Here is a 24,105-nt window from a genome sequence, read left to right as displayed (position 1 = left end):
CAACGATGAACCCCAGACCTAGGGGTCTTCTGGGGTTCCCGAAAAGTGGGCGCTCAGCGCGTCACGATTGTCCGGATGCGCGCAGAATGTCGTCCGAATTGCGTAGTGACACAAAGGGGCCCGTGGGGGTATGTCAAACCCCCGGGGGTGTCGACCATCCGCCCACCGGGCGGTGGGTCAGGCCGACGGCGTACCGGCGGGGCCGGCAGCAGCGGTTGTGGCCTCGGGCGCATCAGTGCGCGTCGAGGCGTCGGCGATCTCCTCCTCGGGACGCGGTGGAACCGTCTGGTCGTCCTCGAGAACCTCGAACTCGTGGTCGTGTGCCGCAGTCTCGGACATCAGGGCCTCCTCGACCCGAGTCTAGGACCGGACGCGGGCCGCTCAGAAGCCCAGGCGCTGGAGCTGCTTCGGGTCGCGCTGCCAGTCCTTGGCGACCTTGACGTGGAGGTCGAGGAAGACCTTCTGGCCCAGGAGCGCCTCGATGCCTCGCCGCGCATTCGTGCCGACCTCGCGCAGGCGCGACCCGCCACGGCCGATGACGATCGCCTTCTGGCTCGAGCGCTCCACGAAGACGTTGACGCGAACGTCGAGCAGGGGCCGGTCCTCCGGGCGACCCTCGCGCGGCACCATCTCCTCGACCACGACGGCGAGCGAGTGCGGCAGCTCGTCGCGCACGCCCTCGAGGGCGGCCTCGCGCACGAGCTCGGCGATCATCACCATCTCGGGCTCGTCGGTGAGCACGCCGTCGGGGTAGAGCTGCGGCGACCGTGGCAGGAACGACGCGAGCACGTCGCGCACCTGCTCGACCTGCTCGCCGGAGACGGCGGAGCACGGGATGATGGCGTCCCAGGAGCCGAGCTGGTCGATGGCGATGAGGTGCTCGGCGAGGCGTTCCCGGTCGACCGCGTCGGCCTTGGTCGCGATGGCCACGACGGGCCGACGACGAACCGACCGCAGCTCGGTGAGCTCGTTGGCGATGAAGGTGTCACCAGGGCCGATGCGCTGGTCGGACGGCAGGCAGAACCCGATGACGTCGACCTCGAGGAGCGTCTCGCGCACGAGGTCGTTGAGCCGCTCGCCGAGCAGGGTGCGGGGCTTGTGCAGCCCCGGGGTGTCGACGAGGATCACCTGTGCCGTGGGCGTGGTCGCCACGCCCCGGATCGTGTGCCGGGTGGTCTGCGGCTTCGAGCTCGTGATCGCCACCTTCTGCCCCACGAGGGCGTTGGTGAGGGTCGACTTGCCGGCGTTGGGCCGGCCCACGAGACAGACGAACCCGGCGCGGTAGTCGTCACCGGCAGCACTCGCGCCGGCTGTCTCCGCCCCGTCGGGTCGGCCCGGGTCAGCGTCCTGGGTGCCCATGGGCGTCCTCCGTCTCGGTGTGCTGTGGAGCGGGTTCTGGTTCGGCAGCGCGGTGCACGATGACGGACGCGACGCGGTGCCGGCGTCCGGCCATCCGCTCGGCCGTCAGCTCCAGTCCAGCGACGGTACCGGACGAACCGACGATGGGCACCCGGCCGATGACCTTCGTCAGGAGCCCGCCGACCGTGTCGACGTCCTCCTCGTCGATGGTCACGTCGAAGAGCTCGGCGAGGTCGTCGATGTCCATCGTGGCCGGGACCCTCAGCGTGCCGTCCTCGAGCTGCTCGACGCCGGGACCCTCACGGTCGTGCTCGTCGGCGATCTCGCCGACGATCTCCTCGATGATGTCCTCGATGGTGATGAGCCCCGCGGTGCCGCCGTACTCGTCGACGACGATGGCGAAGTGGGTCTGGTCGCGCTGCATCTCCCGCAGCAGGTCGTCCACCGGCTTGCTCTCGGGCACGAAGTGCATCGGCCGCATCACCTCGGTGGCCGGGTGGCGCCCGTCCTCCGGGGCGGCGTTGAGCCGCCGAGCGACGTCCTTGAAGTAGAGCAGGCCGCGCACGTCGTCGCTGTCCTCGCCGACGACCGGGATGCGGGAGAAGCCCGAGCGCAGGAACAGCGACATCGCGCTGCGCAGCGTCTTGTCGGCGTCGAGGACGACCATGTCGGTGCGCGGCACCATCACGGCTCGCGCCACGGTGTCGCCGAGCTCGAAGACGGAGTGGATCATCTCGCGCTCGTCGGCCTCGATGACGTCGGACTCACCGGCCATGTCGACGAGGTCACGCAGCTCGGACTCGGTCTGGAACGGTCCGTCGGTGTAGCCCTTGCCGGGCGTGACGGCGTTGCCGAGCACGACGAGCAGCTTGGCGACGGGCCCGAGGACCCGGCGCAGGCCGACCGCGAACGGGGCGCTCCACAGCGCGACGGTGTCATAGTTCTGCCGCCCGAGCGTGCGCGGTGACACGCCGACGACGACGAACGAGACGACCGCCATGATCGCGATGCTGATGAGGGCTCGGCTCCACGTCGACTCGACCTGGCCGGCGACGGCCAGCGTGACGAGCACCGCGGCCGTGGCCTCGGCGACGACGCGCAGGAACGCGATCACCGACAGGTAGGCGGGTGAGTCGCCGACGACGGTCGTCAGCGACTTGGCGCCGGACCGCCCCTCGTCGAAGAGCTCCTGGGCGCGCACCCGTGACATGCGGAAGATGGCCGCCTCGGCGGCCGAGAGCAGGAAGGCGACGACGATGCTGACGAGGGCCGGGAGGGCGAACTGCGGGAACATCTCGGTCTCTCGCCCTCGCTCAGGCGCTGGGTCGGTTGCGGGTGGCGAGGAAGGTGAGCAGGAGCTGTCGTTGCAGCTCGAACATCTCGCGTTCCTCGTCGGGCTCGGCGTGGTCGTAGCCGAGCAGGTGCAGGATGCCGTGCGTCGTCAGCAGCAGCATCTCCTCGATCGGCGCGTGCCCGGCCTCGAGCGCCTGCTTCGTCGCGACGGACGGGCACAGCACGATGTCGCCGAGGGTGCCCTCCTCGGGCTCCTGGCCCTCGCGACCGGGGCGCAGCTCGTCCATCGGGAAGCTCATGACGTCGGTCGGCCCGGGCAGGTCCATCCACTGCACGTGGAGCACCTCCATCGCCGCCTCGTCGACGAGCTTGATGCACAGGTCGGCCTGCGGGTGGACCCGCATCTGCTCCATGACGTAGGCGGCGCAGGCGAGCAGCTCGAGCTCGTCGACGTCGTGGTCGGTCTCGTTGAGGACGTCGATGCTCACGCCGGGTCCTCCTGTGCCACAGTCGAGTCCACCGAGGGCGTATGCCGTGTGGCCGACCTGGGCGACCGCGTGGGCCCCGCGCCCGAGTCCTTGCCGGCCGCGCTGCGAGCGCGGCGCTGGGCCCGGTGGTCGTCGCGGTCGTAGGCGTCGACGATGGCGCTCACGAGACGGTGGCGCACGACGTCGTGCGAGGTCAGCTCGGCGAAGTGGATGTCGTCGACGTCGCCGAGGATGTCGCGCACGATCTTGAGGCCCGAGCGGGTGCCGCCCGGCAGGTCGACCTGGGTGATGTCGCCCGTCACCACCATCTTCGAGCCGAAGCCGAGGCGGGTGAGGAACATCTTCATCTGCTCGCTCGAGGTGTTCTGGGCCTCGTCGAGGATGATGAACGCGTCGTTGAGCGAGCGGCCGCGCATGTACGCCAGCGGCGCCACCTCGATCGTGCCGGCGGCCATGAGCTTGGGGATCGTCTCGGGCGACACCATGTCGTGCAGCGCGTCGTAGAGCGGCCGCAGGTAGGGGTCGATCTTGTCGTTGAGCGTGCCGGGCAGGAAGCCGAGGCGCTCGCCCGCCTCCACGGCAGGACGGGTGAGGATGATGCGGTTGACCTGCTTGGCCTGCAGCGCGGCGACGGCCTTGGCCATGGCGAGGTAGGTCTTGCCCGTGCCTGCCGGGCCGATGCCGAAGACGATCGTGTGCTGGTCGATGGCGTCGACGTAGCGCTTCTGGTTGAGCGTCTTCGGGCGGATGGTGCGCCCGCGGTTGCTGACGATGTTCATCGTCAGCACGTCGGCGGGCCGCTCGATGGTCTGGCTGCGCAGCATGGAGATGGAGCGCTCGACGGCGTCGCGGTTGAGCGGCTGCCCGGTCTCGACGATGACGAGCAGCTCGTCGATGAGCGAGTCGATGATCTCGAGCTCGCCCGCCGGGCCGGCGAAGGTCATCTCGTTGCCGCGCACGTGCGTGTCGACGAGCGGGAACTGCCGTTCCATCGTGCGCAGCAGCTCGTCGCGCGGACCGAGGAGCGTGACCATCTCGATCGGGGGCGGGATCTGCCGGGTCAGGACCGGCGCGTCCTCGGCGGAGCGGGCTCCGCGGGAGCGCTCGGGCCGTTCGGAGGTGGCGGGGCCGTCGGACTCGGATGGTCGGGGTTGCGCGTCATTCATCGTGCTGTCGAGTCTACGTGTCGCGACGCGAGCTCCTCACCACGAATTCCGCGAGGTCCTTGCTCTGCTGCACGCGGGACGGCCCGTGGACGTACATCATGTGTCCGGCCTCGTAGTAGGCGTGCTCGATGTTGGCGAGGAGCGCCTCGGGCAGCTGGAGGTGCGCGACGACGTCCTCGGCGGCGAAGTGCGGGGTGGCACCGTCGTAGTAGCCGTAGGCGATGTGGACCTTGAGGTGGGGGTTCTGCCGCATCGCGCGCTCGAGCTTCGGCGACACGTCGATCGGCCGTCCCTCGAAGTCCTTGAACGACCAGGGGTGCACGAGGCGCGAGATCTGCTCGTAGTGCAGGTCGCTGCCGTAGCCGAGCTCGTCGCGCACGTAGTGGTTCCAGGCGGCGGCATACGGGCCGGTGATGGCGTCGTGCGACGGGTCGGCGTCCATGTTCTCGGCGAAGGCGGCGGCTGCCGGGCCGGTGAACCGGGAGTCGAGCCGGCCCACGGACAGGCGCTGGTCGCGCAGCAGCTCGGTGAAGTAGCGCCAGTGCTCGATGCGCAGGTCGACGCGGTCGACGTAGTCCTCGGTGAGGCCCGAGAGCCGGGCCAGGGTCGTGACCGCCTCGGCGCGCTCGCCCTCGGTGAGTCGGTTGCCACGCGAGAGCACCCACGGGTAGTCCCGGGCGGCATATGCCTCGGCCTCGTCGAGGACGGTCCGCAGCGACCTCCGGCCGTGCTTGCCGTGGTAGTGGGCCACGGCGGCATACGTCGGCAGGTAGAGCGCGTGCGCTCGGTCGTTGCGCTGGTTCTCGAAGTCGACCGAGCTGAGGTCGAGCACGCTCGAGATGAGGACGAGACCGTTGAGGTACATGCCGTAGCGCGACTGGAGGTGCTCGGCGAGCGCCGCACCGCGCAGCGTGCCGTACGACTCGCCGGCGACGAACTTCGGCGACATCCACCGCCCGTTGCGCGAGGTCCAGAGGCGGATCAGCTCGCCGACGGACTCGATGTCCTTCTGGTAGCCGTGGTAGTCCCCCGGCTTGCCGCCCTCGACGGCCCGCGAGTAGCCCGTCGACATCGGGTCGATGAAGACGAGGTCGCTCACGGCGAGGAGGGACTCGGGGTTGTCGACGAGGGCGTACGGCGGCGGTTCGAGGGCGCCGACGTCGCCGCTCACGACGCGCCGCGGGCCGAGGAGGCCGAGGTGCAGCCAGACGCTCGAGCTGCCCGGACCGCCGTTGAAGGCGAACGTGACCGGCCGGGTGCGCGCGTCGGCGTCGTCGAGCACGTAGCTCGTCATGGACAGCTCGGCGCGGGCCTTGTGGCCGCCGAAGGTGCCGTCCTTGTGCTCCTCCTCGCGCAGCACGACCCGGCCCGTGGTCGCCGTGTAGGCGAGCCGGCGGCGGCCCACCTTGAGCACGTGGTGGGTCGTGACGAGGTCGTCGACGGGATCGGGCTTGTCGACCTTCACCGGTGTGGACGCCTTCGCGTCGGCGGGCGCGCTCGGCCCTTCGTCGGTCTCGACGGGCGGTGCGGGCGCTGCTGGCGCCGCCGCAGTCTCGTCGCTCACACCATCCGCCCTTCGCTGAACGCAGCCCCCGCCAGCACGTGGACGTGCGCGTGGAAGACCGTCTGGCCGGCGGCGCTGCCGGTGTTGACGATCATCCGGTACGCGTCGGGCACGCCCTCCTGGTCGGCCACCTGGGCAGCGAGGCGGAACACGTCGGCGAGGTCCTCGTCGGACGCGGCGGCCAGCGCCCCGACCGTCGGCTCGTGCCGTCGGGGAACGACGAGCACGTGGACCGGCGCTGCGGGCTTGATGTCGCGGAAGGCGATGGACCGCTCGGACTCGGCCACGCGGTCGCCCGGGATCTCGCCGGCGACGATCTTGCAGAAGAGGCAGTCACTGGAGGTCTGCGAGGTCATGTCTGCACCCTAGGCATGTCAACCCCCACGTGCACGTGCGCGTCATTCGTCCGTGAGAGCGTTGGGTATGCCCACAGGCGAGGTGAGCGAGCCGAGGTCCAGGGGTTCCGCGGGCGGAGCGGGCTCCGCCGCGTCCCCGGGGGCGTATGCCGCCCTGGACCTCCCGAGCGATCCCGACGTCGCCATCAGCGAGCTCTACCACGCGCACTGGCACCGGCTCGTGCGCCTGGCCTGGCTCCTGCTGCGCGACCAGCTGGCGGCCGAGGACGTGGTCCAGGACGCCTTCGTGGCGACCCATCGCAGCTGGGCGTCCATCCGCGACGGTGGACGCGTGGTCGGATACCTGCAGACGGCGGTCGTCAACGGCTGCCGCTCGGTGCAGCGGCACAACGTCGTGGTCGACCGGCAGAACGCCCGCGACGCCGCGGCCGCCGACGCACCGGGCCGCGGCACGCTGGGCAGCGCCGAGACCCAGGTGCTTCGCGGCGCCGAACGGGACTCCGTCCTCGACGCGCTGCGCACCCTGCCCACGCGCCAGCGCGAGGTGCTCGTGCTGCGCTACTACGGCGGCCTGTCCGAGGCCCAGATCGCCCAGTCGCTCGAGATCTCACCGGGCGCCGTCAAGACGCATGCCCACCGCGGGCTCACGGCCCTGCGCCACATCATCGACCCCCTGGAGCTGTCATGAACACCGACCCGAGGCGAGCGGGCGGACAGACGCCCGACGACGATCCGGTCGTCATCGGCGCGGGCCTGCGACCTGTCGAGGACCGGCTGCGGCAGAGCCTCGACTCGGAGGCGCGGTCGATCACACCGGGCGACCGGCTCGGCGCCATCCTCACCGAGGCGCACGCGGCCGACGCGGGCAGCGGCTCCCGCCGCCACCGGTGGTTGCTGCCGTCAGCCGCGGCAGCCGCCGCGGTGCTGCTCGCCGGCACGGTGTGGGCGGTCAACCGCCCGTCGGGGTCGACGCCGCCCGTCGCTGCGACCTCGAGCACCTCCGGCACGCCGTCCCCGAGCGCTTCCAGCGGCGCACCGTCGACGGCGCCGTCGAGCGTGCCCACCCAGACCGCCACCGGCCCGACCACACCGGCCACCACGCCGCCGACCAGCGCCCCGCCGGTGACGGCCGCGACGTCGGTCCCGGTGTACTACCTCGGCCCGGTGCGCGAGGGCAGCGCCCAGGTGCGGCTCTTCCGCGAGTTCGTCTCGGCTCCGGTCGCCACGCCCGCCACCCCGGAGGGCAAGGCCGTCGCCGCGCTGCGTCTCGCGATGGGCGCTCCTCCGAAGGGATCGCAGTACCGGTCGGCGTGGGCCGGCGTGACCCCGCAGTCGGTGACCGTGGCGGCCGACTCCATCCGGGTGCGTCTCTCGTCGGGCAGCGACGCGGCCGGGCTCGCCACGGAGCAGCTCGTCTGGACGGTGCAGGCCGCCCTCGGCAAGTCTCTTCCGGTGCGCTTCGAGCTCGCCGACGGCGGCGCCGTGGTCTCGCCGGGGCACCCGGTCTCGGCTGCGTACAACCGGCCGACCGACCAGATGGCCGTGCTCGAGCAGGTCGCGCCCGTCTGGGTCGACGCGCCCGCCCGCGACGGTGTCGTCAAGGCCGGCGCGCCCCTGACGGCCACCGGCGTGGCGAGCACCTTCGAGGCCACCGTGGAGTGGGAGGTGCTCCGCGACGGTGTCTCCTTCGAGAAGGGCTTCACCACGGCGTCCGCCGGCGCCCCGGCCCGCGGCACCTACCGGTTCACGACGAAGAAGCCGCTCACGGCCGGCTCCTACGTGCTGCGCGTCTTCGAGAGCAGCGCCAAGGACGGCTCGCTCGCCGCAGAGCAGCGCATCCCCTTCACCGCCCGCTGAGACCCCACCGAGAGGGCAGTCCGTCCGGACGGACGGCGTTCTCGGTGTAGGAGGGGGTCAGCGCCAGCGGGCCCTGGCGCTGAGCACCGCGAGGCCCGCAGGACCGGCGGAGGACGCCCGCAGGATCGTCGAGCCGAGGCGCACGGGCCGCGCCCCGGCCCCACGAAGGGCCTCGACCTCGCGTTCGCTGATACCGCCCTCGGGGCCGACGACGAGGAGCACGTCGCCCTCGTCCGGCAGCTCGACCGTGGCGAGCGGCTCCGTGGCGTCCTCGTGGAGCACGAGCGTCAGGGCCGACTCGCCCACCCGGGCCACGAGCGGTGCGAGCCCGACCGCGGGGGACGTGAGCGGCATACGTGAGCGGCGGGACTGCTTGGTCGCCCGGGTGACCACGGCCGCCCATTTCGCCAGCGACTTGGCGGCGCGTTCGCCACGCCACACCACGACGGAGCGTTCGGCCTGCCAGGGGACGATCTCGTCGACTCCGAGCTCGGTCGCCGCCTCGATCGCCTGCTCGTCGCGGTCGCCCTTTGCCAGCGCCTGGACGAGGACGAAGCGGGTCGCCGGCGCGGGCTCGTCGACGACCTCCAGCACCGTGCCGCGCACCGACGAACGGTCGACGTCGGTGGCCTCGAGCAGCACGCGGCGTCCGGCCCCGTCGGCGACGAAGTAGCGCTCCCCCACCCGCAGGCGCACCACGGCCCCCGCGTGCCGGCCCTCGTCGCCGTCGAGCAGCAGCGAGGCGCCCTCGACCGCTGCCGCGACCGAGGACGGCTTACCGAGGAAGAGCTGGTGCGTCACCGGGCACCCATCGCGCGGGTCACTTCTCCTTGAAGGCGTCGCGCAGCTTGCCGAAGAGGCCCTTGTTGGCCGGGGCGAGGCGCCCCTCGGGGCGCTCCTCGCCACGCAGCGCGGCGAACTGGCGCAGCAGCTCCTGCTGCTCGTCGGTGAGGCGCGTGGGCGTCAGCACGTTCGCGTGCACGAGCAGGTCGCCCCGCCCACCGTGGCGCAGGTGCGTGACCCCGAGACCGCGCAGCGTGAGGACGTCACCGCTCTGGGTGCCGGGCTTGATCTCGAGGTCCTGCATGCCGTCGAAGGTCGAGAGCTTGAAGCTCGTGCCGAGCGCGGCAGCCGCCATCGGCAGCTCGACGCTGCAGTGCAGGTCGTCGCCGCGGCGGGTGTAGGTCTCGTGGTTGACCACCCGGATCTCGACGTAGAGGTCGGCGGCGGGACCGTTGCCCGGGCCGACCTCGCCCTCGCCGGTGAGCTGGATGCGCGTCCCCGTGTCGACGCCGGCGGGCACCTTGAGCTTGAGCGACCGGCGGGTGCGCACGCGCCCGTCGCCGGAGCAGTCGTGGCAGGGGTCGGTGAGGGTCGAGCCGTAGCCCTGGCAGTTGACGCACGGACGCGAGGTCATGACCTGGCCGAGGAAGCTGCGCTGGACCTGCTGCACCTCGCCGGCGCCCTTGCAGATCGGGCAGGTCTGCCGGCCGGTGCCCGGCTCGGCACCGTCGCCGCCGCAGCGGTTGCACCCGACGGCGGTGTCGAGGGTGAGCTCCTCCTCCGACCCGAAGACGGCCTTGGCGAGGTCGATGTCGAGGCGCACGAGGGCGTCCTGCCCGCGCTGCATGCGCTGGCGCGGGCCTCGCGTTCCGGCGGCCGCCCCGGCTCCGAAGAAGGCGTCCATGACGTCGCTGAACGAGAAGCCGGCACCCGCGCCGAAGCCGGCGCCGCCGCCGCTGGCGAACGGGTCGGCGCCCATGTCGAAGGACTGGCGCTTCTGCGGGTCCGACAGCACGTCGTAGGCCTGCGACACCCGCTTGAACTCCTCCTCGGCCTCCGGGCCGGGGTTGACGTCGGGGTGCAGCTTGCGGGCGAGCCGACGGTAGGCCTTCTTGATCTCCTCCTGGCTCGCGTCGCGCGAGACACCGAGGACGGCGTAGTAGTCGTTCAAGCTGGGATTCCTTCGGTGCGTGGTGTTTTCGGGACGGCGCAGCAGTGCACCGGCGTGTGCGGTCTGGTGGTCGGGTCGGTCGGGTCAGGTGCCCGCGTTGTCGTCGAGGATCTCAGAGACGTAGCGGGCGACGGCACGGACCGACGCCATCGTCGTGGGGTAGTCCATGCGGGTCGGGCCGAGCACGCCGAGGCTGGCGACCCGCTCGGAACCGGACCCGTAGCCCATCGACACGAGAGAGGTGCTCTGCAGGCCGGTCACCGGGTTCTCGGAGCCGATGCGCACCGAGACGAGGTCGGGGTCGTCGCCGAGCTGACCGAGCAGGCGCAGCAGCGTCACGTGCTCCTCGAGCGCCTCGAGGATCGGCCCGATGGTGCGCGGGAAGTCCGCACCGGCCCGGGCGAGGTTGGCCTGGCCGGCGAGCACGACGCGCTCCTCGCGCTCCTCGACGAGGGCGTCACCGAGGGCCGAGACGACCGCCTTCATGGCGGCGCGGTCGGCCTCGTCGGTCTCGTCGACGAGGCGCCGCAGCTGCGTGGCCGCCACGGTGAACGGGACGCCCGCCGCGACATCGTTGATGCGGGTGCGCAGCGAGGAGACCAGTGCCTCGCCGTCGGCGTCGGACAGGACGCGGCCGGTGTCGACCACGCGCTGCTCGACGCGCCCGGTGTTGACGATGAGGACGATCATGAGGTGCGAGGAGCCCATCGGCACGAGCTCGATGTGCCGCACCGTCGACCGGGTCAGCGACGGGTACTGCACGACGGCGACCTGACGGGTCAGGCTGGCGAGCAGCCGCACCGTGCGGTCGACGACGTCGTCGAGGTCGACGGCGCCCTCGAGGAACTGGCTGATCGCGCGCCGCTCGCCGGACGAGAGGGGCTTGACGGCGCTGAGCCGGTCGACGAAGACGCGGTAGCCCGCGTCGGTCGGAACCCGCCCGGCCGACGTGTGCGGCGCGTGGATGAGACCCTCCTCCTCGAGCAGGGCCATGTCGTTGCGCACGGTCGCCGCGCTGACACCGAGGTGGTGGCGCTCGACGAGCGCCTTGCTGCCGACGGGCTCGGAGGTGTGCACGTAGTCCTGCACGATGGCGCGCAGCACCATCAGCCTGCGGTCCTCGCTCATCACGTACCTCCTTCACGGTTCGGCCACCGGCGCGGACGTGTCGGCGGGCCGGTGTGCCACGGGGCCGGCCGCGGCACGCTGCACCGGCACCTCGACTGGCACTCTCGGTCAGCGAGTGCCAAGTCTACGACGAGACGCGCCGATCTCCGATTTCATCCAACCGTATGCCGCCGGGGACCCGTCGACCCGCCCGCGTGGCGCCCGGCGGTGGCCGACCCGGCGGCATACGCTCGCTTGTCGTGTCCTCCAACGACCGTTACGGATCCGACGTGCTGAGCGGTGACTGGCGTGCCCCGCGGCGCGGCCGGTCGACGCCGACCCCTGCCGAGCCCGACCTCGTGGTCGAGGAGGTCGAGACGGGCTGGGTCGGTGCCGTCGTGCGCGTCGAGAAGGCGGGCGGCATGCACGTCGTGCACCTCGAGGACCGGCGGGGCCGCACGAAGGCGTTCCCGCTGGGTCCCGGCTTCCTCGTCGACGGCTCGCCCGTCACCCTGACACCGCCCCTGGCCGCCGCCGGTGCGGCGTTGGCCGAGGCGCGCCGGGCCGCCTCGCGCACCGCGAGCGGCTCGGTGGCCGTGGCCGGGGCTCGGGCGAAGGTGGCGAGCGGGTCGCGCATCTACGTCGAGGGCCGCCACGACGCAGAGCTGGTCGAGAAGGTGTGGGGCGACGACCTGCGCGTCGAGGGCGTCGTCGTCGAGCTCATGGACGGCGTCGACGACCTGGCGGGCATCATCGCGGAGTTCCAGCCCGGCCCCGGCCGGCGCCTCGGGGTGCTCGTCGACCACCTCGTGCCCGGCACGAAGGAGGCCCGCATCGTCGAGCAGGCGAGGTCGCTGCCCGGCCTCGCGCAGCACGTGAAGATCCTCGGCCACCCGTACGTCGACGTGTGGCAGTCGGTGCGCCCCGAGCGGCTCGGGTGGCAGCAGTGGCCGGTCATCCCGCGCGGCACGTCGTGGAAGCACGGCATCTGCGCCGAGCTCGGCTGGGCGCACACGAGCCAGGCCGACATCGCGAACGCGTGGAAGCGCATCCTCGGCACCGTGCGCACCTACGCCGACCTCGAGCCCACCCTGCTCGCGAGCGTCGAGGAGCTCATCGACTTCGTCACCGAGCCGGGCGCCTGACCCCTACTTCTTCACGTAGCCCTGCACGTCGACGACGACGTTCGTCTGGGCGGTCGAGTGCACCGTGATGGTGCCGTCCGCCGCCACGGGGACGATGACCCAGTTGGTCCTCGTCCGCGCCGTCGGCACGGTGAGGCTGGGTGACGCGGGCCGGGCCGCGCCCGTCGGGTAGGCGGTGAGGGCCGTCGTGGTGGTCGGGCCGACGGCCGTGAGGGTCACCGAGACGGCGCCGACGCCGACCGTCGGCACCCCACCGCGACCGAGCACTGCGACGGTCGTCGTCGACCCGGCCGCCACCTTCGCGGCGGGTGCACCCACGCCGGTGCGGGTGTCGACGATGCGGGCCGGAGCGAGCGCCACGTGGTCCGCGCCGGTCCTGAACCAGCCCACGACGTCGACGAGCAGGTCGGTCTGGGCGGTCGAGTGGATCGTCACCTTGCCGCCGGTCCCGAGCCGCGTGACCACCATCCCCGTCATCGAGGCGGTCGCGTCGTAGCCGACGTGCGCGGTCACCGGCCGGGCCGACCCCGTCGGGTATGCCGTGAGCCAGCCGGCCGCGGAGGGTGCGGCGGCCGAGACGTCGAGGGCCACCGCCGACGCGCCGGTCGCGGGCACGACACCCGCACCGGCGACCGGGAGGTCGACCGTCCCCCCGGCCGGGACGCGCACCTTGGGGGCGCCCAGACCGCTGCGCGTGTCGAGCACGCGGGTCGGGGTCACGGGCACGAGGTGACCCGTCGTCGGGTACCACCCCACGACCTCGGCCAGCAGGTGCGTCGTGGCCGAGGCGTAGAGGCGCACCTTGCCGTCGGTGCCCAGCCGCGCAGGCACGAGCTCGCTGACGGTGGCCGCGGCGCCGAAAGACACGCTGCGTGAGCCGGGGCGCGCTGCACCGGAGGGGTAGGACGTGAGGTAGCCGGCGGCCGCCGGCCCGGTGACCGTGACGTTGAGCACGGCCGTGCCGACCCCGCCCGCCGGGATGCCCGCCCGGCCGCTCACCTGGACCGCGACCGACGTCCCGGCCGCGACCTTGGCCGCCGGGGCGCCGAGTCCGGTCCGGGTGTCGAGCACGCGGGTGGGCGCGACAGGCCGGTAGACGTCGGGGTCGACGACGGTGACGCCCTGGTCCTTGAGGTGGATGAAGCCGTTGGGCCACTTGCCACCGGTGCGAGTGACCTTGCGCCACCTGAACTCGCCGCCCCAGTTGTCCTCGGAGACGAGGATCTCGTCGGCGGAGTACACGCGCTCGACGTAGGCGACGTGACCGGTTGCCGAGAAGGAGGTGTTCCACCAGGCGACGGAGCCGACCGCGGGGTCGTCGTTGGTGCGGTCGGCGAAGGCCGGGCCCCAGTTGTAGGCGTTGCCCGACAGCGTCGACGGCTTGACGTTCGGCAGGCCGTTCTGGACGAGGCGGTAGGCGACGTAGTTGGTGCAGTTGTGCCCGGTCGACTGGCGCCACCAGCTCGTCGTCGCGTTGGTCTTGTAGCCCGCGTGGGGGTAGCCGGCGGTCTGGCACGGGTCGTAGCCGGTGCAGAGGACGATCCACTCGGCCGAGCTGGCCGGGGCTGCGAGGCCCACGGAGCCGGCGAGCAGCGAGAGAACGGTCACGAGCAGTGCCACGGCCCTGGACCGGACGCGGCCGCCTGGCGTCGCGGGGCGACCGGTCTGCTCGTCGGAGTGGCGCGCCAGTCGCATGTGGGTCTCCCGTGCTCGCCGAGGCTGCTCCGGGAAATCTAGGACATTCGAGCCACGCGATCACTGGTTTCGCAGAAATCCCTCGCGACACGCGGGTGGATGTGCGCCCCATCCGTCACCGACTGTGCTAATGACAGCGATGTCATTCGCAAGCCCGTCGCGCCGCCTCGGCCCTCAGCGGCGACGGCGCCCGGGTGACACCACCCGGTCGATGACCTGCTCCTTGAACCGGGTGAACGGCGGGCGGATCCACGCCGTCGTGTCGGGGCGCGTCGGCATCGTCAGCACGGCCTTGGCGTGCGAGAAGAGCTCGACGGACCGCTCCCCGTGGTAGGCGCCCATCCCGCTGGCCCCCACTCCCCCGAACGGCAGCTCCGGCACCGCGAGGTGCGCCAGCGGGATGTTGAAGCCGATGGCTCCCGAGGAGGTCTCACGCACGAAGCGCTCGCGCACGACGGCGGAGGGGGTGAACACGTAGAGGGCGAGCGGCTTGTCGCGGCCGTTGACGAGGGCGATGGCGGCGTCGAGGTCGGCGACCGGGACGAGCGGCAGCACGGGCCCGAAGATCTCGTCACGCATGACGGCCTCCTCGGGGTCATCGGGGTCGGCCACCTCCACGAGGGTGGGCTCCAGGTAGCGCGTGGCCGCGTCGGACCGGCCCCCCGCCACGACCCGGCCGCCGTCGAGCAGCCCGGTGAGCCGCTCGAAGTGCCTCCCGTCGACGATCCGGCCGTAGTCGGGCGACGACGCCGGGTCGTCGCCGAAGGCCTCGCGGATCGCTTCCACGAGAAGCGGCTTCAGCTTCGCGAGGGTCTCCGGAGTGGCCACGACGTAGTCGGGCGCGACGCAGGTCTGCCCCGCGTTGGTGAACTTGCCCCAGACGAGGCGCCGGGCCGTGACGGGCAGGTCGGCGTCGTCGGCGACGTAGGCCGGGGACTTGCCGCCGAGCTCCAGCGTCACGGGCGTGAGGTGCGCCGCGGCCGCCTCGAGCACGATCCGCCCGACCGTCCCGTTGCCCGTGTAGAAGATGTGGTCGAAACGCTCGGCGAGGAGCGCGGTGGTCTCGGGCACCGCGCCCTCGACGACGTGGACCGCCTCCGGGTCGAGGTGCTCGGGCACGAGACGGGCGATCAGGGCCGACGTCGCGGGCGCCAGCTCGCTCGGCTTGAGCACGACGGCGTTGCCGGCCGCCAGCGCCCCGACGAGCGGGGCCAGGCACAGCTGGAGGGGGTAGTTCCAGGGCGCGATGACGAGCACGACGCCGAGCGGCTCGCGCACCACCCTCGCCCGCCCGGGCGCCAGCGACAGCGGCACCGGGACCCGGCGGGGCGCCGTCCAGGCCCGCAGGTGGCGCAGTGTGTGGTCGATCTCGCGGACGAGGAAGCCGGTCTCGGTCACCCACGCCTCGGTGGCGCTCTTGCCGAGGTCGGCGTGCAGGGCTGCCGCGATCTCGGCCTCGTGGTCGACGAGGAGCACGCGTAGGGCCTTGAGCTGTGCCACCCGCCAGGCCCGCGCCTTGGTGCGCCCCGTCTCGAACGCCCGCCGCGCCGTCGCCACGGCCTCGCGGGGCTCGGCCGGACGTGCACCGGACGATCCCTCGACGACCGGAACCGGGGTGTTCGCGGTCGCCTCGGTGCTCTCGGCGCCACTCGTCATCGTCGACATGCTCTCGCTCATCTGCCTTCCGGGCCGCTTCTGCCGTGCCCCTCAGGACGCGAGGAGCCGGTGCACCACCGTGTCGGCGAGGAGACGTCCACGGAGGGTCAGGACGAGCCGGGAGTCCCGCAAGGCGGCCGGGCCGTCGACGAGGCCGTCGGCGATCAGACCCGCCACGGCGGTGCGCCCCGATCCTCGCAGATCCGCCACCGGCAGGCCGTCCGCGAGGCGTGTGCCGAGCAGCACACGCTCGTCGTAGCGCTGCTCGTCGGTGAGCCCCTCGCGCGCGTGCGCCGGCGACTCCCCCGCCCCGAGCCGGGCGGCATACGCACTCGGGTGCTTGACGTTCCACCAGCGCATCCCGCCGACGTGGCTGTGCGCACCCGGGCCGACGCCCCACCAGTTCGTGCCCGCCCAGTAGGCGACGTTGTGGCGGCACCGGGCCCGCTGCGAGCGGGCCCAGTTGCTCACCTCGTACCACCCGTAGCCGGCCGCGGAGAGCAGCTCGTCGGCCAGCTCGTACTTGTCGGCCTCGTCGTCGTCCTCGGGTGCCGGGACGACCCCGCGCCGCACCTGGGCAGCCAGCTTCGTCCCCTCCTCGACGACGAGCGCGTACGCCGACACGTGGTCGGGCTCGAGGGCGACGGCGGCCTCGAGGCTGCGCCGCCAGTCGGCGAGCGACTCCCCAGGCGTGCCGTAGATGAGGTCGACGCTCACCTGCATGCCCGCGGCCTTCGTCGCCGCGACGGCGCGCGCCACGTTCTCGGGGTCGTGGGTGCGCTCGAGCGTGTGCAGCACGTGCGGCACGGCCGACTGCATGCCGACCGAGACGCGCGTGAAGCCGCCGTCGGCGAGCTCGCGCAGCGACTCGGGAGTCACCGAGTCGGGGTTCGCCTCGGTCGTGACCTCTGCGTCGGGTGCCAGACCGAACCGCTGCCGTATGCCGTCGAGCACCGTCACGAGGTCGCGTGACCTCAGCATCGTCGGGGTGCCGCCACCGACGAACACGGTCGAGACCGGAGGCGCCGCGGGGCCCAGGACGCCGCGCGCGAGGTCGAGCTCGAGCAGGGCTGCGTCCGCGTAGCTGTCGACGCCGATGCTCGCGCCCGGACCGCCGAGCTCGGTCAGCGTGTAGGTGTTGAAGTCGCAGTAGCCGCAGCGGACCGTGCAGAACGGGACGTGCACGTAGATGCCGAGGTCGGTGCTCGCCACGTCGGCGAGCGCCGACGGTGGGAGCTCTCCCGTGCTGGGGGCGGGGTCGCCGTCGGGAAGGGCGGAGGGCGGCATACGCCCATTGTCCCAGCCGGAACGGGGTGGCTCGTCACCCCCGCAGACGTACGCTGCGCTCATGGTGGCTGCTCACCTGCGCGCCGGGCGGACCGGAGCGGTCGGCTCGACGGTGATCCCGCTCGTCGTGGGCCTCGCGACGGCCCTGGGCCTCGCGGCGTGCGACGGCTCGAGCCGCGATGCACGGACGGCCGGCAGCCGCGCCGGTGCGGGCGCGACCGTCCCGTCGAGCCCTGCCGCTGCGATCACGTGCGCGCCTCCCCCGCCGACCCCCACCGCCGTCCCGACCTTCTCGAGCGCCCCACCCGCGGGGGTCGCGGCGGACGCGACGTGGGACGTCACCGTCGTGACGACGTGCGGGGAGCTCCACCTTGCCCTCGACGGACGGGCTGCTCCGCGGAGCGTCGCCTCGTTCGTCACGCTCGCGCGCTCGGGCTACTGGACCGACAGCGTCTGCCACCGGCTCACGTCGCGCCAGGCACCCACGGCCTTCCTCCAGTGCGGCGACCCCTCCGGTCACGGCACTGCCGACCCCGGCTACGACCTGCCGCTCGAGCACGTGCCCGCCGACCGGACCTACCGCGTCGGCGACGTGGGCCTGGCCCGCGGCGACGACACGGCCGGGACGGCCGGTGAGTTCTTCGTCGTGCACCGAACCTTCACCGTGCCACCCGGGGGCGTCCTCTACTCGGTGATCGGACACGTCACGGCCGGACAGGAGGTGGTCCAGCACGTCGCGGGCAAGGCCGGCGAGGACACGCGCCCGGACGGACCGCCGTTCCAGTCCATCAGCGTCCACGCCGTCCGCGTCGCGCAGCGCTGAGCTGAGCTGCGACGGCCTGCGTCACCTGCGCCACCCGGCTCTGTCAGGTCATGCCCGGTGGCGGCTGCCAGACCCTCAGCACCGTCGCCTAGGGTGCAAGGGTGTACCGCCCCAACTGGATCGAGCTCGACGGCGTCGTCAACATGCGAGACCTCGGCGGGATGGTGACCAGCAGCGGCGACGAGGTGCGCCCGCACCGGTTGCTGCGTTCGGACAACCTCCAGGACCTGACGCCGCAGGCGGTCGACGCGCTCGTGCGGACCTACGAGGTCTCCGACATCGTCGACCTGCGCACCCACGTCGAGGTCGCGAAGGAGGGCGAGGGTCCGCTGCTCGCCGTCGACGGTGTGACGCACCACCACCACACGCTCTACCGCGAGGACACCGCCGAGTCGGGCATCCCCGCCGCCGAGCGCGCCCTGCCGTGGGAGACCGACGAGCGACGCGAGGCCGCCGCAGCGGCCGCAGCCGCAGAGGCGGAGGCCGAGCACCGGCGCAGCCACGAGCAGTTCTGGTCGGAGCACTACCTCGGCTACCTCGCCCAGCGCCCGGACTCGGTCCTGGCCGCCCTCCACGCGATCGCCTCGAGCCGTGGCGCCGCGGTGGTCCACTGCGCCGCCGGAAAGGACCGCACCGGCACCGTCGTGGGTCTCGCGCTCAAGGTGGTCGGGGTGCCCGACGAGCTCGTCGTCGCCGACTTCGCCGCCTCCGCGGAACGGGTCGCCGCGATCATGGACCGCCTGCGGGCCAAGCCTGCCTACGCCGACAACCTCAAGGACAAGACGGTGGCGCAGCAGTCACCGACCACCGAGACGATGCGGATGCTGCTCGCGACGCTCGACGAGCGCTACGACGGTCCGCTCGGCTGGCTGAGCGCCCACGGCTGGACCGCGGCCGACACCGAGCGGATGCGGCGCAAGCTGCTCTCGACCTGACGACCCTCAGGAGCGCGGGCTCACGTAGAGGTGGATCGTCCCCTCGACCGTGACCACCCCGTCGGCACGCGTCGCCGTCACGGTGACCGGCACCTCGGACGCGGCACCCTCGGCGGGCGCCCACGCCGCGGGATCGGTCACGGCCGTGCAGGTCAGGTCGCTGGTCGACTTCGCGAGGTAGCGCACGTCCATCCCCCGCGGGATCCAGCGGTGGGTGGGGGCGATGCTCGCCTCGGCGAGCAGGCCCATGGCCGCCTCCAGCCCGTTGCACGCGGCGATCGCATGCACGGTGCCGATGTGGTTCTGCACCCGGCGCCGCTTCGGCACGACGACGACGGCCCGGTTGGGCTCGACCTCGACGACCCGGGGCCGCACGGACCGGAAGTAGGGCGCCGCCGCGCTGAACGCGAGCGCAAACACCCGCTTGCCCAGTGGCACGTGCTCGAGACGGCGATACAGCGCGTAGGCGTCGACCATGGCGCAAGGTTACCGACGGGTAGGCTCTCGCGCCACGCAGCCGTCCGGGCGGCGGTCGGATCGCCGCCCAGACGGCCACGCGTACGACGCACCCACACTCCGGCCGTGGTATCCACGGTACGACCGTGAGCGCCCTTGTGCGCGCTACTTCTTCGTCTTGCCCGCGTCGCCGTCGCTCGAGAGGGCAGCGACGAAGGCCTCCTGCGGCACCTCGACCCGGCCGACCATCTTCATCCGCTTCTTGCCCTCCTTCTGCTTCTCGAGCAGCTTGCGCTTGCGGCTGATGTCGCCGCCGTAGCACTTGGCGAGCACGTCCTTGCGGATCGCGCGGATGTTCTCTCGGGCGATGATGCGCGAGCCGATGGCGGCCTGGATCGGCACCTCGAACTGCTGGCGCGGGATGAGGTCCTTGAGCTTGCCGGCCATCATGACGCCGTACGCGTAGGCCTTGTCCTTGTGGACGATGGCGCTGAACGCGTCGACCGACTCACCCTGGAGCAGGATCTGCACCTTGACGAGGTCGGCGACCTGGTCGCCGTCGGGCTCGTAGTCGAGCGAGGCGTAGCCACGCGTGCGCGACTTCAGCTGGTCGAAGAAGTCGAAGACGATCTCGGCGAGCGGCAGCGTGTAGCGCATCTCGACGCGGTCCTCGGAGAGGTAGTCCATGCCGCGCAGGTTGCCGCGCTTCTGCTGGCAGAGCTCCATGATGGCGCCGACGAACTCGCTCGGCGCGAGGACCGTGGCCCGCACGACCGGCTCGCTCACCTCGGAGACCTTGCCCTCGGGGAACTCGCTCGGGTTGGTGACGTGGATCTGTTTGCCGTCGTCCATCGTCACGTCGTAGACGACGTTCGGCTGGGTCGAGATGAGGTCGAGGTTGAACTCACGCTCGAGCCGCTCGCGCACGATCTCGAGGTGGAGCAGGCCGAGGAAGCCGCACCGGAAGCCGAAGCCGAGCGCGGCAGACGTCTCGGGCTCGTAGACGAGCGCAGCGTCGTTGAGCTTGAGCTTGTCGAGCGCCTCGCGCAGGTCGGGGTAGTCCGAGCCGTCGATGGGATAGAGGCCGGAGAAGACCATCGGCTTGGGGTCGCGGTAGCCGCCGAGGTCCTTGCTGGCCGGCTTGCTCGCGTTCGTGACGGTGTCGCCGACGCGCGACTGGCGCACGTCCTTGACGCCGGTGATGAGGTAACCGACCTCGCCGACGCCGAGCCCCTTGGAGGGCACCGGCTCGGGGCTGATGACGCCGATCTCGAGGAGCTCGTGGGTGGCCTTCGTCGACATCATGACGATGCGCTCGCGCGGGTTGAGGTTGCCGTCGACGACGCGCACGTAGGTGACGACGCCGCGGTAGGTGTCGTAGACCGAGTCGAAGATCATCGCGCGGGCCGGGGCACTCGCGTCGCCCGTCGGGGCCGGGAGCTGGCGCACGATCGTGTCGAGCAGCGGCTCGACGCCCTCGCCGGTCTTGCCCGACACCTTGAGGCAGTCCTCGGGCTCGCCGCCGATGAGCTTGGCGAGCTCCTCGGCGTACTTCTCCGGCTGGGCGGCCGGCAGGTCGATCTTGTTGAGCACCGGGATGATCGTGAGGTCGTTCTCCATCGCGAGGTAGAGGTTCGCGAGGGTCTGGGCCTCGATGCCCTGGGCGGCGTCGACGAGCAGGATCGCGCCCTCGCAGGCGGCCAGCGAACGCGACACCTCGTAGGTGAAGTCGACGTGCCCGGGGGTGTCGATCATGTTGAGCGCGTACGTGGTGCCCTCGAGCTCCCACGGCATGCGCACCGCCTGGCTCTTGATGGTGATGCCGCGCTCGCGCTCGATGTCCATGCGGTCGAGGTACTGCGCGCGCATGGCGCGCGAGTCGACGACGCCGGTGAGCTGCAGCATGCGGTCGGCCAGCGTCGACTTGCCGTGGTCGATGTGCGCGATGATGCAGAAGTTGCGGATCAGGTCCGGCGGCGTTGCGTTGGGTGCCAACGCGGAGCGGGCCATGGGCGACACGTGGGACGAACCTCGCAGAGTCAGTGGACAGGTCAGGCGGATCGGTGGTGCCGGTCGGGTGGGGACCGAGCGCGCCGTCGCTTTGGCGACGCGCCGCCGAGATCAGCACAGTCTCCCATGCTTTGCGGGTGCACCGCTCACACCCCTCGCGTCGTGGTGACGGACAATGGCGCGCATGCGTGCCCAACCCATGCAGGCCCTGCCCGTGGCGCCCGGATCGCACCTGCCGCTGCGGCGTCACGTGCGCCACCCGCGCGAGATCCTCACGCTGGTCATCGCGATCATCACGTCGCTGCTGCTGCTCGTCGCGGCCTTCGGCGAGGTGCTCCTCGCCTTCGACGAGGACCGCACGCCCGACGTCTACGCCCTCGCCCTGATCTTCGCGCCGCTGCTCGTATGGTTCGCCCGCGGCCAGCTGTGGGCCATGCAGCGCCTGAACGGCATCCGGCTGACGCCCGAGCAGTTCCCCGAGGCGTACGCGATGCTGCTCGACGCGGCGGCCCGCGCGGGCCTCTCGTACGTGCCCGACGCGTACGTCGTGCTCGGCAACGGGGTCATCAACGCGGCCGCCTCGGGCCACGGCTTCCGTCACTTCGTCATGGTCAACAGCGACCTGCTGGAGGTCGGGGGCGCGGCGCGCGAGCCCGACGCCCTGCGGTTCGTCATCGCGCACGAGGTGGGCCACATCGCCGCCGGTCACACGAGCTACTGGCGCATCCTCGGCACCTTCGCGTCGCAGTGGATCCCGCTCGTCGGTTCGACCCTGAGCCGGGCCCAGGAGTACACCGCCGACAACTACGGCCACGCGCTCGTGCCGCACGGCGCGCGCTCGGCCATGGCGACGCTCGCCGGCGGCAAGTACCTCGGCCGGTCCGTCGACGTCGACGCGATGGCCGACCGGGCCGTCACCGAGCCCGGCTTCTTCGTGTGGGTCACCAACGCCGCCGCCAGCCACCCGGTGCTGCTCTGGCGCATGCACGCCCTGCGTGACCGGCGCCGTCCGGGCCGCCTGCTCTGGCGCCCCCGAGAGCCGTGGCTGTGGGGCGAGCCGGCCACTCCCGGCACGTACGCGCTGCCCGCGATGGTCGGCTTCACGCCCACGGCCCTCCCCGCTCCCGAGCGGCAGGCGGTGACCGGCGGCTACGCCTACGCGGGGGCCGTCGGCTCACCGGTCGTCGACCACACGTCTCCCGTGGACGGCTCAGCACCGCCCCTCGGTCATGCCGTGTCGAACCACGACGCGTCGGTTCGACGTGAGGACGGGGCGGGCGACCCGCTCCCGACCGACCCCACGAGAGAGGACGACCGGTGGAGACCCTGATCAGCCGCGCCGACGGGCGCGAGGACGGCGAGGACTGGACCGAGAACTACGAGGAGCTGCCCGGCGGCGCCGGCATCAGCATCATCCTCGAGTCCACGACGCAGGCGGGCGTCGGCCCGCGTCTGCACCAGCACCCGTATGCCGAGACCTTCATCATCAGACGCGGCTCGGCCACCTTCACCGTCGGCGCCGGCGAGGACGCGCGCGAGATCGTCGGCAGGGCCGGGCAGGTGCTCGTCGTCCCTGCCGACACCCCGCACCGCTTCCGCACCGGCTCGGGGGGCTACGAGGCAGTGCACATCCACGCGAACGAGCGCTTCGTCACCGAGTGGCTGGAGTGACGGCTGCCCGCTGAGCGGGTGCCACCGGGGCGGCCGCGGCGCTGCCGCGCCGCTCCACCAGTGCCGAGGCGACGGCCACCCCGACGCCGAGCACCGCGAGACCGGCCCCGACGAGGCTCGGCGCGCCGTAGCCCCAGCCGGCGGCCAGCACGAGAGATCCCAGCCAGGCGCCGAGCGCGTTGGCCGTGTTGAGCGTCGAGTGGTTGAGTGCCGCCGCGAGCGACTGGCCCTCGTGCGCCACGTCCATGAGGCGCGTCTGCAGCAGGGGCACGACGATCGAGGGCAGCAACCCCAGCACGAAGACGAGGGCGACCGCGAGCCAGAGCGTGCGAGCCGCGAACCCGAAGACACCCAGCAGGAGCGCGATGAGCCCGAGCGCCCCGATGATGCCGTTGAGCACGCCGACGCGGTTCGCCACGCGACCGCTCAGCACCATGCCGACGACCATGCCGACGCCGTAGGCCGCGAGCACCCACGGGATGTGGCTCTCCTCCAGGCCGGCGAGCTCGGTCATCGTCGGCGTGATGAAGGAGTACATCGCGAACATGCCGCCGAAGCCGACGACACCGACCAGCAGGGCCAGCCAGACCTGGAGCCGGCGCAGGGCCCGCATCTCGGTGCGCATCGACTCCTCGCCGCTCGGCGGCTGGTGGGGCAGCCAGATCGCGATCGCGCCCACCGTGACCGCGGCGACGAGGCCCACGAGCAGGTAGGGCAGGTGCCACGAGAAGCGCTGCCCGAGAAGGGTGGCCACCGGCACGCCCACGACGTTCGCGACGCCGAGACCCCCGAGGATCGCGGCGACGGCGGCGGTGCGCCGCTGGTGCGACACGAGCGAGGCTGCGACGACGGAGCCGATGCCGAAGAACGCGCCGTGCGGCACACCGGCGAGGAAGCGCGCGGCCATCACGGTGGGGTACGTGTCGGCCGCCGCGATCGCCAGGTGCGCGACGGCGAAGAACGCCATGAGGCCCATGAGCAGGCCCTTGCGCGGCACCTTAGCGAAGACGACGGCGATGAGCGGAGCCCCGACTACCACGCCGAGCGCGTACGCCGAGACGTAGTGCCCCGACGTCGCGATGTCGACGCCGGTGCCGTCGGCGATCTGCGGCAGCAGGCCCATCGTCACGAACTCGGTGGTCCCGATCGCAAAGCCCCCGACCGCGAGGGCGAGGATGGCAAGGGTGGTGCGGCGGGCGACGGGGCTCACAGATGGTCTCCGGGGTCTCGGCAGGTCGGCGTCCAGCGGCGCGCGACGGCGCCTGGCGGTTGGTGTCTCGGAT

General features: G+C 72.1%; 23 protein-coding genes. 7 read left to right on the top strand and 16 right to left on the bottom strand.

All coding sequences use genetic code 11. The features are described from left to right. Nucleotides 1-177: 177 nt before the first annotated feature. The 7 genes from ACYVNR_RS09465 to ACYVNR_RS09435 are packed head-to-tail and all read right to left on the bottom strand — an operon-like array spanning nucleotide 178 to nucleotide 6,226. Nucleotides 178-339: a hypothetical protein gene (locus tag ACYVNR_RS09465; RefSeq protein WP_461047855.1), complete on the bottom strand. Its 162-nt coding sequence runs from the start codon at nucleotides 337-339 to the stop codon at nucleotides 178-180. 42 nt (nucleotides 340-381) lie between these two features. After that, on the bottom strand, nucleotides 382-1,359 hold the full coding sequence (gene era, locus ACYVNR_RS09460; RefSeq protein WP_045190418.1) for a GTPase Era: 978 nt from the start codon (nucleotides 1,357-1,359) through the stop codon (nucleotides 382-384). Next, on the bottom strand, nucleotides 1,340-2,653 hold the full coding sequence (locus ACYVNR_RS09455) for a hemolysin family protein (RefSeq protein WP_045190419.1): 1,314 nt from the start codon (nucleotides 2,651-2,653) through the stop codon (nucleotides 1,340-1,342). Before ACYVNR_RS09455 ends, era begins: the two co-directional genes overlap by 20 nt. Nucleotides 2,654-2,672: 19 nt before the next feature. Beyond that, nucleotides 2,673-3,140, bottom strand: a complete 468-nt coding sequence (gene ybeY / locus ACYVNR_RS09450; protein WP_045190422.1) for an rRNA maturation RNase YbeY — start codon at nucleotides 3,138-3,140, stop codon at nucleotides 2,673-2,675. After that, nucleotides 3,137-4,306, bottom strand: coding sequence for a PhoH family protein (locus tag ACYVNR_RS09445; RefSeq protein ID WP_458800501.1), 1,170 nt, complete (start codon nucleotides 4,304-4,306; stop codon nucleotides 3,137-3,139). Before ACYVNR_RS09445 ends, ybeY begins: the two co-directional genes overlap by 4 nt. Nucleotides 4,307-4,319: 13 nt before the next feature. Continuing rightward, nucleotides 4,320-5,870: a S10 family peptidase gene (locus ACYVNR_RS09440; protein ID WP_461047854.1), complete on the bottom strand. Its 1,551-nt coding sequence runs from the start codon at nucleotides 5,868-5,870 to the stop codon at nucleotides 4,320-4,322. After that, nucleotides 5,867-6,226: a histidine triad nucleotide-binding protein gene (locus tag ACYVNR_RS09435; RefSeq protein ID WP_045190425.1), complete on the bottom strand. Its 360-nt coding sequence runs from the start codon at nucleotides 6,224-6,226 to the stop codon at nucleotides 5,867-5,869. The genes ACYVNR_RS09440 and ACYVNR_RS09435 overlap by 4 nt, the downstream gene beginning before the upstream one ends. A gap of 67 nt (nucleotides 6,227-6,293) precedes the next feature. On the opposite strand from ACYVNR_RS09435, the gene ACYVNR_RS09430 reads away from it, so the two are divergent. Next, the gene (locus tag ACYVNR_RS09430; RefSeq protein ID WP_461047853.1) at nucleotides 6,294-6,914 is read left to right on the top strand and encodes a SigE family RNA polymerase sigma factor; all 621 of its coding nucleotides are present in this window, start codon (nucleotides 6,294-6,296) and stop codon (nucleotides 6,912-6,914) included. Continuing rightward, a complete protein-coding gene (locus ACYVNR_RS09425) occupies nucleotides 6,911-8,083 on the top strand; it encodes a Gmad2 immunoglobulin-like domain-containing protein (RefSeq protein WP_461047852.1) in 1,173 nt (390 codons plus the stop codon). Before ACYVNR_RS09430 ends, ACYVNR_RS09425 begins: the two co-directional genes overlap by 4 nt. A gap of 57 nt (nucleotides 8,084-8,140) precedes the next feature. On the opposite strand, the gene ACYVNR_RS09420 is transcribed toward ACYVNR_RS09425, so the two are convergent. From ACYVNR_RS09420 to hrcA, 3 genes are all read right to left on the bottom strand, one after another. Continuing rightward, on the bottom strand, nucleotides 8,141-8,884 hold the full coding sequence (locus ACYVNR_RS09420) for a 16S rRNA (uracil(1498)-N(3))-methyltransferase (RefSeq protein WP_461047851.1): 744 nt from the start codon (nucleotides 8,882-8,884) through the stop codon (nucleotides 8,141-8,143). Between the two features lie 19 nt (nucleotides 8,885-8,903). Then, nucleotides 8,904-10,037 carry a molecular chaperone DnaJ gene (gene dnaJ / locus ACYVNR_RS09415; protein ID WP_045190429.1) on the bottom strand — a complete coding sequence of 378 codons (1,134 nt, stop codon included), beginning with the start codon at nucleotides 10,035-10,037 and terminating at the stop codon, nucleotides 8,904-8,906. An 84-nt stretch (nucleotides 10,038-10,121) separates the two neighbouring features. Beyond that, nucleotides 10,122-11,165: a heat-inducible transcriptional repressor HrcA gene (gene hrcA / locus ACYVNR_RS09410; RefSeq protein WP_045190430.1), complete on the bottom strand. Its 1,044-nt coding sequence runs from the start codon at nucleotides 11,163-11,165 to the stop codon at nucleotides 10,122-10,124. Nucleotides 11,166-11,404: 239 nt separating this feature from the next. Here hrcA and ACYVNR_RS09405 point away from each other — a divergent pair, with 239 nt between their 5' ends. Then, entirely contained in the window at nucleotides 11,405-12,289 is an 885-nt protein-coding gene (locus ACYVNR_RS09405; protein ID WP_461047850.1) for a DUF3097 domain-containing protein, read from the top strand. 3 nt (nucleotides 12,290-12,292) lie between these two features. Here the strand turns inward: ACYVNR_RS09405 and ACYVNR_RS09400 are convergent, their stop codons facing one another. The 3 genes from ACYVNR_RS09400 to hemW all read right to left on the bottom strand — a co-directional run bounded on the left by ACYVNR_RS09400 (nucleotide 12,293) and on the right by hemW (nucleotide 16,927). Beyond that, the gene (locus ACYVNR_RS09400; RefSeq protein ID WP_461047849.1) at nucleotides 12,293-13,984 is read right to left on the bottom strand and encodes a CHAP domain-containing protein; all 1,692 of its coding nucleotides are present in this window, start codon (nucleotides 13,982-13,984) and stop codon (nucleotides 12,293-12,295) included. 174 nt (nucleotides 13,985-14,158) lie between these two features. Further along, complete coding sequence (locus ACYVNR_RS09395) at nucleotides 14,159-15,661, bottom strand: aldehyde dehydrogenase family protein (protein WP_458800517.1); 1,503 nt, start codon at nucleotides 15,659-15,661, stop codon at nucleotides 14,159-14,161. Between the two features lie 30 nt (nucleotides 15,662-15,691). Next, nucleotides 15,692-16,927, bottom strand: coding sequence for a radical SAM family heme chaperone HemW (gene hemW, locus ACYVNR_RS09390; protein ID WP_458800811.1), 1,236 nt, complete (start codon nucleotides 16,925-16,927; stop codon nucleotides 15,692-15,694). A gap of 61 nt (nucleotides 16,928-16,988) precedes the next feature. Here hemW and ACYVNR_RS09385 point away from each other — a divergent pair, with 61 nt between their 5' ends. Continuing rightward, the gene (locus tag ACYVNR_RS09385) at nucleotides 16,989-17,750 is read left to right on the top strand and encodes a peptidylprolyl isomerase (RefSeq protein ID WP_461047848.1); all 762 of its coding nucleotides are present in this window, start codon (nucleotides 16,989-16,991) and stop codon (nucleotides 17,748-17,750) included. Between the two features lie 101 nt (nucleotides 17,751-17,851). Continuing rightward, nucleotides 17,852-18,685: a tyrosine-protein phosphatase gene (locus ACYVNR_RS09380; RefSeq protein WP_052677219.1), complete on the top strand. Its 834-nt coding sequence runs from the start codon at nucleotides 17,852-17,854 to the stop codon at nucleotides 18,683-18,685. Between the two features lie 6 nt (nucleotides 18,686-18,691). Here the strand turns inward: ACYVNR_RS09380 and ACYVNR_RS09375 are convergent, their stop codons facing one another. Together ACYVNR_RS09375 and lepA are read right to left on the bottom strand one after the other, a co-directional pair. After that, the gene (locus ACYVNR_RS09375) at nucleotides 18,692-19,162 is read right to left on the bottom strand and encodes a hotdog fold domain-containing protein (protein ID WP_461047847.1); all 471 of its coding nucleotides are present in this window, start codon (nucleotides 19,160-19,162) and stop codon (nucleotides 18,692-18,694) included. A 144-nt stretch (nucleotides 19,163-19,306) separates the two neighbouring features. Beyond that, complete coding sequence (gene lepA, locus ACYVNR_RS09370; RefSeq protein ID WP_461048299.1) at nucleotides 19,307-21,151, bottom strand: translation elongation factor 4; 1,845 nt, start codon at nucleotides 21,149-21,151, stop codon at nucleotides 19,307-19,309. A 184-nt stretch (nucleotides 21,152-21,335) separates the two neighbouring features. Between lepA and ACYVNR_RS09365 the strand changes: the two genes are divergently transcribed. Further along, entirely contained in the window at nucleotides 21,336-22,481 is a 1,146-nt protein-coding gene (locus ACYVNR_RS09365) for a M48 family metallopeptidase (protein ID WP_461047846.1), read from the top strand. Next, nucleotides 22,469-22,822 carry a cupin domain-containing protein gene (locus ACYVNR_RS09360; protein WP_461047845.1) on the top strand — a complete coding sequence of 118 codons (354 nt, stop codon included), beginning with the start codon at nucleotides 22,469-22,471 and terminating at the stop codon, nucleotides 22,820-22,822. The genes ACYVNR_RS09365 and ACYVNR_RS09360 overlap by 13 nt, the downstream gene beginning before the upstream one ends. Here ACYVNR_RS09360 and ACYVNR_RS09355 read toward each other — a convergent pair. Beyond that, nucleotides 22,803-24,032: an MFS transporter gene (locus ACYVNR_RS09355; protein WP_461047844.1), complete on the bottom strand. Its 1,230-nt coding sequence runs from the start codon at nucleotides 24,030-24,032 to the stop codon at nucleotides 22,803-22,805. The genes ACYVNR_RS09360 and ACYVNR_RS09355 overlap by 20 nt on opposite strands. Nucleotides 24,033-24,105: the final 73 nt, after the last annotated feature.

This window comes from Terrabacter koreensis (genome assembly GCF_054783315.1).
The sequence above is the reverse complement of the archived record's forward strand: the minus strand, read 5'-3'. Positions and strand labels throughout refer to the sequence as shown.

Coding starts and splice junctions, on each gene's coding strand:
- ACYVNR_RS09425 (WP_461047852.1), top strand. CDS start 6,911: ATGAACACCGACCCGAGGCGAGCGGGCGGACAGACGCCCGACGACGAT.
- ACYVNR_RS09430 (WP_461047853.1), top strand. CDS start 6,294: ATGCCCACAGGCGAGGTGAGCGAGCCGAGGTCCAGGGGTTCCGCGGGC.
- ACYVNR_RS09465 (WP_461047855.1), bottom strand. CDS start 339: ATGTCCGAGACTGCGGCACACGACCACGAGTTCGAGGTTCTCGAGGAC.
- ACYVNR_RS09400 (WP_461047849.1), bottom strand. CDS start 13,984: ATGCGACTGGCGCGCCACTCCGACGAGCAGACCGGTCGCCCCGCGACG.
- era (WP_045190418.1), bottom strand. CDS start 1,359: ATGGGCACCCAGGACGCTGACCCGGGCCGACCCGACGGGGCGGAGACA.
- ACYVNR_RS09375 (WP_461047847.1), bottom strand. CDS start 19,162: ATGGTCGACGCCTACGCGCTGTATCGCCGTCTCGAGCACGTGCCACTG.
- ACYVNR_RS09395 (WP_458800517.1), bottom strand. CDS start 15,661: ATGAGCGAGAGCATGTCGACGATGACGAGTGGCGCCGAGAGCACCGAG.
- lepA (WP_461048299.1), bottom strand. CDS start 21,151: ATGGCCCGCTCCGCGTTGGCACCCAACGCAACGCCGCCGGACCTGATC.
- ACYVNR_RS09445 (WP_458800501.1), bottom strand. CDS start 4,306: ATGAATGACGCGCAACCCCGACCATCCGAGTCCGACGGCCCCGCCACC.
- hrcA (WP_045190430.1), bottom strand. CDS start 11,165: ATGAGCGAGGACCGCAGGCTGATGGTGCTGCGCGCCATCGTGCAGGAC.
- ACYVNR_RS09435 (WP_045190425.1), bottom strand. CDS start 6,226: ATGACCTCGCAGACCTCCAGTGACTGCCTCTTCTGCAAGATCGTCGCC.
- ACYVNR_RS09365 (WP_461047846.1), top strand. CDS start 21,336: ATGCGTGCCCAACCCATGCAGGCCCTGCCCGTGGCGCCCGGATCGCAC.
- hemW (WP_458800811.1), bottom strand. CDS start 16,927: ATGCCGCCCTCCGCCCTTCCCGACGGCGACCCCGCCCCCAGCACGGGA.
- ACYVNR_RS09455 (WP_045190419.1), bottom strand. CDS start 2,653: ATGTTCCCGCAGTTCGCCCTCCCGGCCCTCGTCAGCATCGTCGTCGCC.
- ACYVNR_RS09385 (WP_461047848.1), top strand. CDS start 16,989: ATGGTGGCTGCTCACCTGCGCGCCGGGCGGACCGGAGCGGTCGGCTCG.